This is a genomic window from Ochrobactrum sp. Q0168, from assembly GCF_016427605.1.
Lineage (GTDB): Bacteria > Pseudomonadota > Alphaproteobacteria > Rhizobiales > Rhizobiaceae > Brucella.
The window spans coordinates 1-14091 of sequence record NZ_JAELXQ010000021.1 but is presented as its reverse complement, the minus strand read 5'-3'; the positions used below and the strand labels follow the sequence as shown (position 1 = coordinate 14091).

Below are 14091 nucleotides of genomic sequence, written 5' to 3'. Positions count from 1 at the left end.
GCCTAAGCACGGCAGGCCCAGATTGTTTAGCCCCAAAATCAGGCAACCAGACGCGTGGAATGGTCGTCCTGCGCATAGGCCTTGCCGAAGCGGTTCGCGAGGAATGCTTCCAGCGTAATGTCTTCCTGACGAATAAAGCCTTTCTGCGGCAGATCGCCCTTGGCCAGCATGTCGAGCACGGCGCAAATGGCCGAAGCCGTGGTGATCTGAATGCCGGAGCGGACGATCTTGCCAACCTGAGCAGCATAAACCTTGTTTGCGTAGGTTTCCTGAACCAGACGGCCATTCTTGGTGCCGGAAACCGTCACGAAGATCACGACAACGTCCTGAAGCGTGGTCGGCAGCGCGTTTTCAAAGATGTCCTTCAGAACTTCGCGGCGATGACGCAGGCCGAGATCGTTCAGAAGCGCCTTCATCAGCGCAACATGGCCCGGATAACGGATGGTGCGGTAATTGAGCGTGCGCACCTTGCCTTCCAGCGTTTCGCAGAGAGTACCGAGACCGCCCGAGGTGTTGAACGCTTCATAGGTCACGCCGTCGAGCGAGAATTCCTCGCGTTCTTCCAGCGCTGGAACTTCCGACAGTTCGCCGTTCACGATGGCTTCGCAGGGCTCGATATACTCGTTGATAACACCGTCCGTGCTCCAGGTCAGGTTATAGTTGAGAGCATTGGACGGATATTGCGGCAGAGCGCCGACGCGCATGCGAACGCTGTCGAGCTTGTCGAAACGCTTAGCCAGATCATAGGCGACGATGGAGATAAAGCCCGGGGCCAGGCCGCATTGCGGGATGAAAGCCGTCTTGGCGTCCTGGGCAAGTTCCTTCACGCGGCGCGTGCTGGCGACGTCTTCGGTGAGATCGAGATAGTGAACGCCAGCCTTGGCAGCGGCTTCGGCAATACGCGTGGTCAGGTGGAACGGGGCGGCACTCAGCACGGCAAACTTGCCGGTGAGCGCAGCTTCAAGCGCCTTGGCGTCTTCGATGTCGAGCGCCTGCGTCCTGACCGAAGCGCCGGATTCCAGCGCGTCGAGCTGTGCCTGCGAACGATCAACTACCGTGACATCATATTCGCCCGTGGAAGCCAGAAGATCGGCAATGGTTGCACCGATTTTTCCCGCGCCGACGACAACGATCTGTTTCATTTTGTTTTCCCCTTGGCCTTTCTGGTCCCACTGGAATGCAATTCGATATGCAAGAATCGCATAGTCTTATGCAAAAAGAAGCGTATAAACCGACGATATGACGTTGTTTATTTGCGCATTATGCCGTAAGAATTATGCACTATGCCGACAAATGCAGACCTCAACCTCATCGCCCTCCTGCGTGAAAACGCGCGCGCTTCCACAGCCGAGCTTGCAAGACGCCTTGGCGTCTCGCGAACGACTGTCCAAAGCCGCATCGAAAAGCTGGAAAAGCAGGGCGTTATTGAGGGCTACACCGTTCGAATCGCACCGGAATTCGAGCGCGATCTGGTGCGCGCCCATGTGCTGGTAACAGCCCTGCCCAAACTAGCGCCAAAGGTGGAAACCGCGCTGCGCGGCATGATGGCTGTCAGAACACTCCATTCCGTCAGCGGTCATTTCGACATGATTGTCGTGGTTGAAGCGCCATCCATCCAGGAACTGGACGCGGTTCTCGACAGGATCGGCGCGCTGGAAGGCGTGGAACGCACCATGTCATCCATCGTGCTTTCCACCCGCATCGACCGGTAAGCGGCCTTCGCGTTAGTCCTTCGAACTGCCTTCCCAGCCCGCATAGAAAACGCCGTTCTGCTTTTCCATGAAAGCAGTGACCGCCTCGATTTCATCCGGCTCGATGGAGGTGCTGACCAGGGTCGCCAGTATCTCCACGGTTGTCGGGTTGCGATCAGTGATCTCCACGTCGCTGACGGGATATTTCGCGTCTTCCAGCCGCTCGACCAGCAATTCGCGCAGTTCCTCCATCCCGTCATGAGAAGCGATGACGCGCACTTCGTAAGTTTGCTCCAAGGCGCGTTCATGGATCGGGATGCGGCTGATAAGATTGACGAGGTGACGCAGAAGCGTATTGCCGAACAAGATAAAGGCCGTGAGCAGTGCGGCCTCAGCAACCATGTCTGTGCCTGCAAATGCGCCCACCGCAGCCGAACACCAGAGCGTCGCGGCGGTGTTGAGGCCGCGCACATTCATGCCCTCTTTCATGATGACGCCCGCGCCCAGAAAGCCGATACCCGAAATGACATAGGCAATCACACGCGTGGATTCCGGCGCTCCGGCAATGCGTACCGCAAGATCAACGAAGGCGGCAGCGCCGAGCGCCACCAAAGCATTGGTGCGCAAACCTGCGGTCCGCTGGCGATACTGGCGTTCTGCGCCGATCAGCGTGCCGAAAATAAACGCTGCCGTCAGGCTGACGACCGTATCCAGAAAAGGGAAAAGATCAAATGTCTTTAAAAACTGCATGGCAAAAAGTCCTTATTTGCCGGGCATATAATACAGTTTCTTGAAATGAATATGACGGCGCACCGGGGTACGCCGTCATAGAATGAAAACAACTGTTTTGGCTGTTAGTACAGCAGGCGCGCGCGGATCGTGCCGGGGATTTCGCGCATGGCGTTCAAAATGTCGTCGCTGGCATCGCCCACGCCATCCGCTTCCATCACGAGGTAGCCCACTTCGCCATCCGTCTGGAGAAACTGGCTGGCGATGTTGATGCCATGCGTGGAGAAGATGTTCATCAGGCTGTTGAGGATGCCCGGACGGTTTTCATGCACATGCATGAAGCGCGTGCCGGTCGGTCGCGGCGGAAGCTGAACCTGCGGGAAGTTCACGGCGCCCAGCGTCGAGCCGACATCGGAATATTCGATCAGCTTGCGCGTCACTTCGATGCCGATGCGTTCCTGCGCTTCTTCCGTCGAACCACCAATATGCGGCGTCAAAATGACATTTTCGATACCCTGAATTGGCGAAACGAACTTGTCATTGTTCGATGCCGGTTCGACCGGGAAAACGTCGATTGCCGCACCGGCAAGATGGCCTTCCTGAAGAACCTTGGCCAGAGCGTCCAGATCGACAACCGTTCCACGCGCATTGTTGATGAGGAAAGCGCCCTTCTTCATCTTGCGCAGCTTGGCTTCCGTGATCAGCTTGGACGTGGATTTGTTCGACGGAACATGCAGGCTCACGACATCAGAGATCTTCAGCAGCTCATCGAGGCTCGCCGTTGGCTTGACATTGCCATATTGCAGCTTGTCGGACGTATCGTAGTAACGAACGGTCATGCCGAGGCTTTCGGCCAGATTGCCGACCTGCGAGCCGATATTGCCATATCCGATGATGCCGAGCGTCTTGCCGCGCACTTCGCGACTGCCCGTCGCGGTCTTGTCCCAGCCGCCTGCATGAGCAGAAACCGAACGCGGGAAAATGCGGCGCATCAGCATGATGATCTCACCGATCACCAGTTCAGCAACCGAGCGCGTGTTGGAGAACGGCGCGTTGAAAACCGGAATGCCGCGCTTGCGGGCGGCTTTCAGATCGACCTGATTGGTGCCGACGGAAAAGCAGCCGACTGCCACCAGACGGTTCGCCGCAGCGAAAATCTCTTCGGTCAGCTGCGTGCGCGAGCGGATACCGATAATATGTGCATGCGAAATCGCCTCGACGAGATCGGCTTTGTCCAACGCTTTGGGCAGATGCGTAACATTGGTATAGCCGGAGGATTTGAAATACTCGACGGCAGTCTGGTTAATGCCTTCGAGAAGAAGAACATTGATGCGATCACGGGCGAAAGAAAGACGTTCGGTCATTGTCAGGGTTTCCAGGCTGGAACAGCAAACGGTCGGATTACGACATGAATGAAGCCAAATCTGTCGTCAATACGATATTTCCGGATATGTCGGCTGCTTGCGCGGTCGGAGGCCGCCAGTTCTTGTTGCGCGGGTGCTTTAACACCGGAGAACCGCCGGGTACAGATATTAACGCTCAAGCGCGCAAAAAAGTTGGAGCAGAGACCCGCATCAATCAGTCCTCATTCGGACGGCTCGATTTTTCGGAATGTGCCGGGGCTTTTTCCTATCCATTTCTGAAAGGCGCGGTAGAACGCGCTGGGCTCGCTATAGCCAAGTTCGGCAGCCACTTCCGCAACGGTCAGCCTGTCTTCCTGCAACAATTGCTGCGCTGCCACAAAGCGCAACTCATCCTTGATCGTTCCAAAACTCTGCCCCTCGGCTTTCAGCCTGCGGCGCAGCGTCGGGGCGGACATCTTCAGCCGCATGGCGATATCCTCGAATGACGGCCATTCCTGCGGAGGCATCTGGCTCAGATGCGCGCGAACCCGTGAAGAAATGTCGTGATCGTGACGATAGCGGATCAGGATATTGGCCGGAGCCTCGCGCAGAAAACTTTCCAGCGCCACATCGCTGCGGATGATCGGCAAAGCGAGATAGGATGAATCGAAAACCAGCCGCGTTACAGGCTGATCGAATAGCACCGGCGCGCCGAAGAATTTTCGATAATCCTGCCGGTCAAGGGGTGCCGCACAGGCGAAATCCAGCGTGCGCAACGGAATGCGCCGCCCCACCAGCCAGCAGGCCACGCCCATCAGGATGAGCCAGTAGGCGCGATAGGCGAAGGCTGGGCGCGGCGAGCCCTCATCCGTTAGCACCACATGCGCCATGCCGTCACGAATGCGCAATTCGCCCCGCGGATCGTCCAGCACGACATTCAGGAACTGCAGGGCGCGGCGCAAGGCGCGTTCCAGCGTCCCCGCATGCAGAACCGCGTGACAAAGCAGATTGAAGCTGCCGGGCCGCATCGGACGCGCGGCAAGACCGAAGAACTCATCATCGATAGTTTCGGCAATCAGCCACCACAGGCGACCATATTGAATGTTCGTGACCGGCTCGGTCAGCCTGTCCGGCAGGCCGACTGCCGCCATCAATGGCGCGGTGTCGATGCCGCGCTGCCGCACGCTCTCCAGAGCGTCCTCAACGAAGCCGGGTGTGATATTATGGCGTTCCATGGACTGATCTATATTGCAAAAACGATCACCAATTAAGACCTCTAATGTCATTGTTTGCAATGATTGAGGGATTAACCTTCTCCTCGCAGCGTTTCTAGAGGAGCTTGGCGCTGCAGTGACTAGTCTGGGAGGAATACCGGAATGACTGAAGCGTCTGCTTTCACGCAGCGTACGCGTTATGATGACGCCGTGGCAAAGTTTAAACTCGATCATGCCATTACGCAGCTTGTGGGCCATCCCGATACCGGCCTCAATGCCTGTGTCGAATGCTGCGACCGTTATGTCGGCGAGAACCGGGTAGCGCTGCGTGCGATTTCTGCCGACGGCCAACTGACCGAACTCACCTTTGAAGAATTGCGCGATCTTTCCGCAAAAGTCGGCAATGTGCTGAAGGATGCAGGCGTCGTTGCTGGCGATGTTGTTGCCGGTCTTCTCCCCCGCACACCGGAACTTGTTGCAACCATTCTCGGCGCATGGCGCATCGGCGCTATATATCAGCCGCTTTTCACCGCTTTCGGTCCGAAGGCCATCGAACACCGCCTCAAGACAAGCGATGCGAAACTGGTCGTGACCAATCTCGCCAATCGCGGCAAGCTGGATGAAGTCGAAAATTGCCCGCAGGTTGCGACGATAATCGCGCCCGGCGAGACGGCTCCTGAAGGCGATATCGATTTCCGCGCGGCCCTCGCCGCCGCCTCCACCGATTGCCCACCCGTCATGCGCAAGGGCGATGATCTGTTCATGATGATGTCGACCTCCGGCACGGCTGGCCTGCCTAAGGGCGTGCCGGTTCCGCTTTTCGCGCTGCTCGCCTTTGGAGCCTATATGCGTGAAGCCGTGGGCCTGCGTTCCGACGACATTTTCTGGAATATCGCTGATCCGGGCTGGGCTTACGGGCTTTACTATGCCGTGACCGGTCCCCTGCAATTGGGTATTGCCACCACGCTTTACGAAGGCGGCTTCAACGCCGAGAGCACCTACGACATTATCGAACGTCTGGGCGTGACCAGTCTGGCCGGTTCGCCAACCGCATTTCGCCTGCTGATGGCGGCAGGCCCGGAAGCGGCCGCCCGCATCAAGGGGCGTCTGCGCGTGGTTTCAAGTGCAGGCGAGCCACTCAATCCGGAAGTGATCCGCTGGTTCGACGCCAATCTCGGCGCGCCTATCCATGACCATTATGGCCAGACCGAACTCGGCATGGTGGTCAACAACCATCACGGCCTTGAACATTCGGTTCGTCAGGGTTCGGCGGGCTATGCCATGCCGGGCTATCGCGTTGCGGTTCTGGATGAGGCCGGAAATGAACTTGGCCCCAACCAGCCGGGTATCCTCGCCGTCGATATAGAAAAATCGCCTTTGCTCTGGTTTTCCGGCTACTACAAGCAGGAAACTCCAGCTATTTCCGGCGGCTATTACCGCACCGGCGATACAGTGGAATTCGAAGACGATGGTTCCGTCAGCTTCATCGGTCGCGCCGATGATGTCATCACCTCATCCGGTTATCGCATCGGACCATTCGACGTCGAAAGCGCCCTGCTCGAACATCCAGCGGTCAATGAAGCGGCAGTCGTCGGCGTTCCCGATCCGCAGCGCACTGAAATCGTCAAGGCATTCGTCATTCTGGCAGCCGGTCATCAAGGCACGCCCGCGCTTGCCGAAGAACTGGCGCAACATGTGAAGAAGCGGCTTTCCGCCCATGCCTATCCGCGCGAGATCGATTTCGTCACTGAGCTGCCGAAGACGCCAAGCGGCAAAATCCAGCGCTTTCTGCTGCGCAAGGCGGAAATCGACAAACAGCAACAGACAAAGGCCTGAGGTAAAATTATGCAGATTAAAGATCGGGTATTTCTGATCACCGGCGCAGGTTCCGGCCTCGGCGCGGCTGTGGCCAAGATGGTTGTCGAAGCTGGCGGCAAGGCAGCACTTCTGGATGTCAATGCGGAAGCCGGTGAAGCGGCGGCAAAAGCGCTTGGCGCAGCCACTATTTTCCAGCGCACCGACGTTACGAGCGAGGCGGATGGGCAAGCTGCCATTGCTGCCGCGCTCAAGGCCTTTGGCCGTATCGATGCGCTCGTCAATTGCGCAGGCGTTGCGCCGGGCGAAAAGGTGCTGGGCCGCGAAGGTCCGCACAGGTTCGACAGTTTTGCGCGCACCATTTCGATCAATCTCATTGGCACGTTCAACATGCTGCGGCTGGCAGCCGAAGCCATGGCAAAGAATGAGCCGGGCGATAGCGGCGAACGCGGGTTGATCATCAACACCGCCTCGGTTGCCGCCTTTGACGGGCAAATCGGACAGGCCGCCTATTCCGCCTCGAAAGGCGGCGTTGCAGCAATGACCTTGCCCGTCGCGCGTGAACTGGCGCGCCATGGCATCCGCGTCATGACGATTGCGCCCGGCATCTTCGAGACGCCGATGATGGCGGGCATGCCGCAGGACGTGCAGGACGCGCTCGGCGCATCGGTGCCGTTCCCGTCGCGTCTCGGACGCCCGGCGGAGTATGCGGCACTCGTGCGTCATATTGCGGAAAACCAGATGCTCAACGGCGAAGTCATCCGTCTCGACGGTGCGCTACGCATGGCTGCGAAGTAAACACATCATCAGGAAGCGAGGAACGATCATGTCCAACAGCGATCCTATTGTCATTGTCGGCGCAACCCGCACACCCATGGGCGGCTTTCAGGGCGACTTTTCCGGCGCGCAGGCGACCGATCTAGGTGCTGCCGCCATCAGCGGTGCGCTGGCCGGTGCCGGTCTTGCACCGGAAGCCGTCGAAGAGGTGTTCATGGGTTGTGTCCTGCCTGCCGGTCAGGGACAAGCCCCGGCGCGTCAGGCTTCGATAAAGGCCGGACTGCCCCTTTCGACAGGTGCCACGACCGTCAACAAAATGTGCGGTTCGGGCATGAAGGCCACCATGCTGGCGCATGATCTCCTGCTGGCCGGTTCGGCAGACGTGATTGTTTCCGGCGGCATGGAAAGCATGACCAATGCGCCATACCTGATGCCGAAGGCTCGTGGCGGCTATCGCATGGGCCATGGCCAGATTCTGGATCATATGTTCCTCGATGGCCTTGAAGACGCCTATGACAAGGGCCGCCTGATGGGCACTTTTGCGGAGGATTGCGCGGAAGCCTACCAGTTCACCCGTGAAGCGCAGGACGAATTCGCCATCGCCTCGCTGACCCGCGCGCAAAAGGCTATCAAGGATGGTCTGTTTGCAGCAGAAATCACACCCGTCACGGTGAAATCCGGTCGCGCCGAGGTTCAGGTTTCGGTTGACGAACAGCCCGGCAAGGCGAAGCTCGACAAAATACCCTCGCTGCGCCCCGCTTTCCGCGATGGAGGCACGGTAACGGCGGCCAATTCCTCGTCGATTTCCGATGGCGCTGCGGCGCTGGTGCTGATGCGCGCATCGGAAGCGGAAAAGCGCGGCCTCACCCCGCGCGCGGTGCTGGTCGGTCATGCGACCTATGCCGATAAGCCGAACCTTTTTGCCACCGCGCCTATCGGTGCAATCAGCAAGCTTTCGGAAAAGATCGGCTGGGACCTCAAGGATGTCGACCTGTTCGAGATCAATGAGGCTTTCGCTGTCGTCACCATGGCGGCCATGCGCGATCTCAACCTGCCGCATGACAAGGTCAATATTCATGGCGGCGCTTGCGCGCTTGGCCACCCGATCGGCGCTTCCGGCGCGCGCATTCTGGTGACGCTGCTGGCAGCCCTTGAAACGCACGGCCTGAAGCGTGGCGTGGCTGGCATCTGCCTTGGCGGCGGCGAAGCCACCTCCATCGGCATTGAAAGGATCGTGTGATGCTTCTAACCGATACGCAGGAGCAGATCCGCGACGCCGTCCGTGATTTCGCGCAGGAGCGTCTTGCGCCGGGCGCGGCCCAGCGTGACCGGGAACATGCTTTCCCGCGCACGGAACTGACCGAGATGGGCGAACTCGGCTTTCTCGGTATGCTGGTGCCGGAAGAATGGGGCGGCTCGGACCTCGGCATGGTGGCCTATGCGTTGGCTCTGGAAGAAATCGCGGCAGGCGACGGCGCCTGCTCGACCATTGTTTCCGTGCACTCATCGGTCGGATGCGTGCCAATCCTGCGTTTTGGCACAGAAGACCAGAAGCGCCGCTTCCTGCCCAAAATGGCATCGGGTGAATGGATCGGCGGTTTTGCATTGACGGAGCCGCAGGCGGGGTCCGATGCGTCCGCGCTCAAAACCCGCGCACGGCTTGATGGCGATCATTACGTCATCGACGGGTCCAAACAATTCATCACCTCCGGCAAGAATGGCAGTGTGGTGATTGTTTTTGCGGTCACGGACCCGGCTGCAGGCAAAAAAGGTATTTCGGCCTTTATCGTGCCAACCGATACGCCGGGCTACGAGGTCATGACGGTCGAACACAAGCTCGGCCAGCATTCTTCCGACACCTGCGCACTGGCTTTCACCAACATGCGCGTGCCGGTGGAAAACAGGCTGGGTGCGGAAGGAGAAGGCTACAAAATAGCGCTCGCCAATCTTGAAGGCGGACGCATCGGCATTGCCGCGCAGGCGGTCGGCATGGCGCGCGCCGCTTTCGAAGCAGCCCGCGACTATGCCAAGGAGCGCATCACTTTTGGCAAGCCGATTGCCGAGCATCAGGCCGTTGCCTTCCGTCTTGCCGATATGGCGACGAAGATCGAAACGGCTCGCCAGATGGTTCTACACGCCGCAGCCTTGCGCGAGGCGGGCAAGCCTTGCCTGACAGAAGCGTCTATGGCCAAGCTTGTTGCGTCGGAAATGGCGGAGGAAGTCTGTTCCGCCGCAATCCAGATTCACGGCGGCTATGGCTATCTTGCGGATTATCCGGTTGAGCGCATCTATCGCGATGTGCGCGTCTGCCAGATTTATGAAGGCACCAGCGAAGTTCAGCGGCTGGTGATTGCGCGAGGGCTTTAACGCTTCAATAGTTTGTCGTGAATGATCATGCCTGCCGCCATGGCAGTCACAAATAACCAGACCTGCGGCAGGCCGATGGACAAGGCCGAGACCGCAGGTCCCGGACAAAACCCCGCTAATCCCCAGCCAAGACCGAACAGCGCCGAGCCAAACAGCAGAGGCCGGTCGATCTGCGTCTTTTCGGGCAGATGAAAACTGTTATCCAGCACCGGCTTTGCCAGCTTGCGTTGCAGCATTACGCCCGGAATCGCGACCAGCAGCGCGCCGCCGAGCACGAATGCAAGGCTGGAGTCCCAGTGACCGCTCGCTATGTTCAGAAAGCCCTGCACGCGTGACGGGTCGATCATGCCCGAAAGGGACAATCCGAACCCGAACAGCGCGCCTGCAAAAAGTGCTGCCGCGAGACGGTAATAAGCAAACCTGTTCATAACAGAGCTCCCGTGAGGGTTGCTGCAGCAACGCCTGTAACCAGAAAGGTGATGGTTGCTGCGATAGAGCGCTTGGAAAAGCGCGCCATGCCGAGGATACCGTGACCGGATGTGCAGCCGGAACCCATGCGCGTTCCAATGCCGACCAGAAGACCTGCAACGATGATAACCGGCCAGGAAGCCGCGATGGTCGTTGCCGGGAAGCTTCCGAAAAGCATGGCATAAACCACAGGTCCAAGGATGAGGCCAAGAACGAAAGCCGCATTGAGCACGGCTTGGTTTCCATTCAGCAATCGGCCCACAATGCCGCTGATACCAGCGATACGGCCATTGAAAATCAAAAGAAAAATCGCGGCTGCACCGAGCAGCATGCCGCCTGCCAGCGACTGGAGATAGATCATCATGACAAGGCTCCCTTCGGCGCGTTATCACAGAATATGCGGTAGAGCGCCTCAATGAGCTGTGCCGCCTTGGTTTCCGTCAGGCGATAGAATATCTGCTTGGCTTCCCGCCGGGTCTCGACGATGCCGGATTCCCGCAGCACGCCCAGTTGCTGCGACAAGGTCGGCTGGCGAATGCCCAGCCCCTGCTCCAGTTCACCGACCGAATATTCTTTTTCCGCCAGCGCACAGGCCAGCATCAGACGGGCCGGATGCGACAAGGTGCGCAGCAATTCTGCGACTTCGCCCGCACGATCTTCCATCTGCTGGCGTGACAGGTCGGCACGAGTGTCCGTGACCATATTCATAAGGCAACTCCAAATTCAATATACACTTACATATAATGTATATTGATAAAATCAAGTGCGATATCTGGAGCTGCCTGAATGCAGAAATCACCGCCATCCCGACGAATGACGGTGATCGATTTTGTCAGCCGAGAAATTCCTGAACGGCGGACAGTTCGCTCTGGCGCAGTTCATGTCCGCCCGGATGCCAGACGAGATTGACGTCGGCTTTCTGGCTTTCAAAATAGTGCTCCAGCGCATCCGTGAGATCCGGTGGGCAAATCGGGTCCATACGGCCAGCCGTCATCAGGATCTTCGTGCCTTCCAAGCCCGGATTATCCACTGGTTTGAACGGGATCAGCGGATGCAGCAGCACCGCTTTATCGAATATCCTGCCCTTCTCGATCAGAAGATTGGCCATGATATTGGCCCCGTTGGAATATCCCAACGCGATCACTTCCGACGGCTTATAGTCTTCGACCAGAGCGGCGATAAACCCGGCCATCTTGTCCGTGGCGCGGGCAAGGTCTGGCATATCATAGACGCCCTCGCCCGTTCGACGGAAAAAGCGGGCAGCACCGAATTCCGACACGTCACCGCGCGGCGAAACGACTGTCGCCTCCGGCATAAGCTGTTCAGCCAAACCGAAAAACTGGTTTTCATCGCCGCCCGTGCCATGAAAGACAATGAACAGCGGCGCTCCGACCGCACCGGCCTTCAGCCGGTGCACGTAGGTCTGATTGGTCATTATTGGTCTCCTCAAGCGTGCTTAGATCTTGTCGAGATGTTCTTCGAGATAAGCACGAAGATGCTGGTGCTGCGACGGCAGCTTCAGAGCTTCGCCCAGATGCGCGGTATCCTCGTCGCGATCAAAGCCGGGTTCGTTGGTTGCCACTTCAAACAAAACACCGCCTGGGGTCCGGAAGTAGATTGCCCAGAAGTAATCGCGGTCGATCACAGGCGTAACATTATAGCCGGTATCCATCAGCGCCTTGCGGACTTCGAGCTGCTTTTCGCGATTTTCGACCGCAAAGGCGACGTGATGAACTGAACCCGCGCCCTGTTGGCTGCGTCCGACAGAAGGCAAGGTTTGAAGATCGATCACGCCAGCACCATTGCCTTCCGGCAAGATGAGGCGGGTTATGCCATCCCTCGTATCCAGCTTCTGATAGCCCATATAGTTTAGCAGTTCGGAAGTCGCGCCCTCGTCACGCAAACGCATCGAGACCGAATGAAAGCCGCGAATGGCGTGGTCGGCATCGATGCCTTCATGTGCCCAAGGCTCACGCGGATCGTCCTTCACCTCAACCAGAGCGAAACTGTCGCCATCCGGGCCACGGAAGAAGACGCGCTTTTCGCCAAAAGCTTCATCTTCCGACTCGACCTTGACGGCTGATTGCGCGAAGCGATCCTTCCAGAAATCAAGCGAACCTTGCGGCACAGCGAACACAGTGGTCCCCACCTCGCCCGTACCATTGCGACCGCGCTGGATACCGGGAAACGGGAAATAAGTCATGACCGTACCGGGCGTGCCGACTTCGTCGCCGTAATAAAGGTGATAGACACTCGGATCATCGAAGTTCACGGTCTTCTTGACGCGGCGCAGTCCCAGCACATCCGTAAAGAACTTGTTGTTGGAACGGGTATCTGCTGCCAGCGACGTAACATGATGGAGGCCTTTGATCTGATTAAGCATGGCGATCTCTCCTGTTGTGTTGCAGCAAGATATAATGATCGAAATGCATCTGGATATATTGACAATCATACACAGATTGTCTCCAGATAGAATACAACAAACTGACCCTGCTATTCGGTGCTGGACGCAGACCCCTTACAAAGTTTAGCTGATCGCTACCGTAATGATAAAGAAAGGCCTCCTATGGCGTCCGGCTTGTTTGCACTTCTCGATGACGTGGCAGCGATCGCAAAAATGGCGGCGGCCTCCATGGACGATGTAGCGGGGCAGACCGCAAAGGCCAGCGCAAAAGCCGCAGGCATTGTGATCGATGATACGGCGGTGACGCCGAAATATGTCGTTGGCCTGAAACCGGAACGGGAATTGCCGGTTATCTGGAAAATCACCAAGGGATCGCTCCGTAACAAGCTGATTTTTCTGCTGCCGTTGGCGCTGATTCTGAGCTATTTCGCGCCCGGTCTCATCATGCCGCTTCTGATGATCGGTGGCGCCTATCTTGCCTTCGAAGGCACTGAAAAGCTGGTGGAGTTCTTTATTCCCCATAAGGATGAGGAGAATACGAAGACCAAGGCCTCAACTCCGAAGGAAATTGAGGCGACAACTGTGAGCGGGGCCATCCGAACCGACTTCATCCTGTCAGCGGAGATCATGGCGCTCACGCTTGCCGGTCTGTCGCCTTCGAATATCTATACGCAGGCGGCGATCCTCGCCTGTGTCGCCGTCCTGATCACCTTCGCCGTCTATGGAGTTGTCGGCTTCATCGTCAAGCTTGACGATATGGGCGTTGCGCTTGCCCGCAATGCCCATACAGGCTTTGGTAAAAGGTTCGGCAAAGGGCTGGTTGCGGGCATGCCAGTCGTGCTCAAAGTTCTGAGTACTGTCGGCACTGTTGCCATGCTCTGGGTTGGCGGCAGCATCATCGTGCATGGACTGGCATCTATCGGCGTTCACAGCGTCGAGGAATTCATCCACAATATCGTCGCCCATCTGCCGACCGAAGGCAGCAGATTCGGTAGCGTTCTGGAGTGGATCGCAACCTCTTTCCTGCAAGCCCTACTCGCCATTCTGATCGGGCTCGTCACTGTCGGCATCGTGCATATCGTCGGGGCGTTTAAGTCCAAGGCCTGAAGCGGAACGGCATCCGACCATAGCTCCCTCCGCTGTGTCGCTGACAATTCTAGCAATGCGGCGTGTCATACGTCTGATTGAGGAGATGAACATCCATGCCTCTGACGATGCGATAGAGGCTTCCCGATCTTTAGCCAGCCGACGGCAACGATTAAGCCAGGCGAAGGTTCGCTCAA

15 protein-coding genes and 1 pseudogene are annotated in these 14091 nt (G+C 57.8%); 6 read left to right on the top strand and 10 right to left on the bottom strand.

The genetic code is table 11. The features are described 5' to 3' along the window. Positions 1-38: 38 nt before the first annotated feature. Positions 39-1142, bottom strand: coding sequence for a saccharopine dehydrogenase family protein (locus tag JAU75_RS21635; RefSeq protein WP_199058567.1), 1104 nt, complete (start codon positions 1140-1142; stop codon positions 39-41). Positions 1143-1283: 141 nt separating this feature from the next. Between JAU75_RS21635 and JAU75_RS21630 the strand changes: the two genes are divergently transcribed. Further along, a complete protein-coding gene (locus JAU75_RS21630; protein WP_199058566.1) occupies positions 1284-1712 on the top strand; it encodes an Lrp/AsnC family transcriptional regulator in 429 nt (142 codons plus the stop codon). A gap of 12 nt (positions 1713-1724) precedes the next feature. Here the strand turns inward: JAU75_RS21630 and JAU75_RS21625 are convergent, their stop codons facing one another. From JAU75_RS21625 to JAU75_RS21615, 3 genes are all read right to left on the bottom strand, one after another. Next, the gene (locus JAU75_RS21625; protein ID WP_199058565.1) at positions 1725-2441 is read right to left on the bottom strand and encodes an MgtC/SapB family protein; all 717 of its coding nucleotides are present in this window, start codon (positions 2439-2441) and stop codon (positions 1725-1727) included. A 104-nt stretch (positions 2442-2545) separates the two neighbouring features. Beyond that, complete coding sequence (serA, locus tag JAU75_RS21620) at positions 2546-3784, bottom strand: phosphoglycerate dehydrogenase (RefSeq protein WP_199058564.1); 1239 nt, start codon at positions 3782-3784, stop codon at positions 2546-2548. Between the two features lie 221 nt (positions 3785-4005). Beyond that, positions 4006-4998 (bottom strand): AraC family transcriptional regulator, encoded by a 993-nt coding sequence (locus JAU75_RS21615; RefSeq protein ID WP_199058563.1) that lies wholly within the window; start codon positions 4996-4998, stop codon positions 4006-4008. A 141-nt stretch (positions 4999-5139) separates the two neighbouring features. Between JAU75_RS21615 and JAU75_RS21610 the strand changes: the two genes are divergently transcribed. From JAU75_RS21610 to JAU75_RS21595, 4 genes are read left to right on the top strand one after another with little or no spacing between them, the layout of a single operon-like run. Continuing rightward, positions 5140-6813 carry an acyl-CoA synthetase gene (locus tag JAU75_RS21610; RefSeq protein WP_199058562.1) on the top strand — a complete coding sequence of 558 codons (1674 nt, stop codon included), beginning with the start codon at positions 5140-5142 and terminating at the stop codon, positions 6811-6813. Between the two features lie 9 nt (positions 6814-6822). Then, on the top strand, positions 6823-7590 hold the full coding sequence (locus JAU75_RS21605) for a 3-hydroxyacyl-CoA dehydrogenase (RefSeq protein ID WP_199058561.1): 768 nt from the start codon (positions 6823-6825) through the stop codon (positions 7588-7590). 28 nt (positions 7591-7618) lie between these two features. Beyond that, positions 7619-8809, top strand: coding sequence for an acetyl-CoA C-acyltransferase (locus tag JAU75_RS21600; protein WP_199058560.1), 1191 nt, complete (start codon positions 7619-7621; stop codon positions 8807-8809). Continuing rightward, positions 8809-9936: an acyl-CoA dehydrogenase family protein gene (locus JAU75_RS21595; RefSeq protein ID WP_199058559.1), complete on the top strand. Its 1128-nt coding sequence runs from the start codon at positions 8809-8811 to the stop codon at positions 9934-9936. Before JAU75_RS21600 ends, JAU75_RS21595 begins: the two co-directional genes overlap by 1 nt. Here JAU75_RS21595 and JAU75_RS21590 read toward each other — a convergent pair. The 5 genes from JAU75_RS21590 to JAU75_RS21570 all read right to left on the bottom strand — a co-directional run bounded on the left by JAU75_RS21590 (position 9933) and on the right by JAU75_RS21570 (position 12787). Continuing rightward, complete coding sequence (locus JAU75_RS21590) at positions 9933-10364, bottom strand: YeeE/YedE family protein (protein WP_199058558.1); 432 nt, start codon at positions 10362-10364, stop codon at positions 9933-9935. The two genes, JAU75_RS21595 and JAU75_RS21590, sit on opposite strands and share 4 nt — an antisense overlap. Next, positions 10361-10768, bottom strand: coding sequence for a YeeE/YedE family protein (locus JAU75_RS21585; protein ID WP_199058557.1), 408 nt, complete (start codon positions 10766-10768; stop codon positions 10361-10363). The genes JAU75_RS21590 and JAU75_RS21585 overlap by 4 nt, the downstream gene beginning before the upstream one ends. Further along, the gene (gene bigR / locus JAU75_RS21580) at positions 10765-11106 is read right to left on the bottom strand and encodes a sulfite-sensing transcriptional repressor BigR (RefSeq protein WP_199058614.1); all 342 of its coding nucleotides are present in this window, start codon (positions 11104-11106) and stop codon (positions 10765-10767) included. The genes JAU75_RS21585 and bigR overlap by 4 nt, the downstream gene beginning before the upstream one ends. 130 nt (positions 11107-11236) lie before the next feature. Further along, the gene (locus JAU75_RS21575; protein WP_199058556.1) at positions 11237-11839 is read right to left on the bottom strand and encodes an alpha/beta hydrolase; all 603 of its coding nucleotides are present in this window, start codon (positions 11837-11839) and stop codon (positions 11237-11239) included. Positions 11840-11860: 21 nt separating this feature from the next. Then, positions 11861-12787, bottom strand: a complete 927-nt coding sequence (locus JAU75_RS21570; RefSeq protein ID WP_199058555.1) for a VOC family protein — start codon at positions 12785-12787, stop codon at positions 11861-11863. Between the two features lie 183 nt (positions 12788-12970). Here JAU75_RS21570 and JAU75_RS21565 point away from each other — a divergent pair, with 183 nt between their 5' ends. Further along, positions 12971-13915, top strand: a complete 945-nt coding sequence (locus JAU75_RS21565; protein ID WP_199058554.1) for a DUF808 domain-containing protein — start codon at positions 12971-12973, stop codon at positions 13913-13915. Between the two features lie 48 nt (positions 13916-13963). Here the strand turns inward: JAU75_RS21565 and JAU75_RS21560 are convergent. Then, a pseudogene (locus JAU75_RS21560) lies at positions 13964-14091 on the bottom strand (IS5/IS1182 family transposase); the annotation flags it as partial.

Bases quoted from the DNA above. Each gene is read 5' to 3' on its own strand.
- JAU75_RS21610 (WP_199058562.1), top strand. From the start codon at position 5,140: ATGACTGAAGCGTCTGCTTTCACGCAGCGTACGCGTTATGATGACGCC.
- JAU75_RS21615 (WP_199058563.1), bottom strand. From the start codon at position 4,998: ATGGAACGCCATAATATCACACCCGGCTTCGTTGAGGACGCTCTGGAG.
- JAU75_RS21585 (WP_199058557.1), bottom strand. From the start codon at position 10,768: ATGATGATCTATCTCCAGTCGCTGGCAGGCGGCATGCTGCTCGGTGCA.
- JAU75_RS21590 (WP_199058558.1), bottom strand. From the start codon at position 10,364: ATGAACAGGTTTGCTTATTACCGTCTCGCGGCAGCACTTTTTGCAGGC.
- serA (WP_199058564.1), bottom strand. From the start codon at position 3,784: ATGACCGAACGTCTTTCTTTCGCCCGTGATCGCATCAATGTTCTTCTT.
- JAU75_RS21630 (WP_199058566.1), top strand. From the start codon at position 1,284: ATGCCGACAAATGCAGACCTCAACCTCATCGCCCTCCTGCGTGAAAAC.
- bigR (WP_199058614.1), bottom strand. From the start codon at position 11,106: ATGGTCACGGACACTCGTGCCGACCTGTCACGCCAGCAGATGGAAGAT.
- JAU75_RS21575 (WP_199058556.1), bottom strand. From the start codon at position 11,839: ATGACCAATCAGACCTACGTGCACCGGCTGAAGGCCGGTGCGGTCGGA.
- JAU75_RS21570 (WP_199058555.1), bottom strand. From the start codon at position 12,787: ATGCTTAATCAGATCAAAGGCCTCCATCATGTTACGTCGCTGGCAGCA.
- JAU75_RS21605 (WP_199058561.1), top strand. From the start codon at position 6,823: ATGCAGATTAAAGATCGGGTATTTCTGATCACCGGCGCAGGTTCCGGC.
- JAU75_RS21595 (WP_199058559.1), top strand. From the start codon at position 8,809: ATGCTTCTAACCGATACGCAGGAGCAGATCCGCGACGCCGTCCGTGAT.
- JAU75_RS21635 (WP_199058567.1), bottom strand. From the start codon at position 1,142: ATGAAACAGATCGTTGTCGTCGGCGCGGGAAAAATCGGTGCAACCATT.
- JAU75_RS21625 (WP_199058565.1), bottom strand. From the start codon at position 2,441: ATGCAGTTTTTAAAGACATTTGATCTTTTCCCTTTTCTGGATACGGTC.
- JAU75_RS21600 (WP_199058560.1), top strand. From the start codon at position 7,619: ATGTCCAACAGCGATCCTATTGTCATTGTCGGCGCAACCCGCACACCC.
- JAU75_RS21565 (WP_199058554.1), top strand. From the start codon at position 12,971: ATGGCGTCCGGCTTGTTTGCACTTCTCGATGACGTGGCAGCGATCGCA.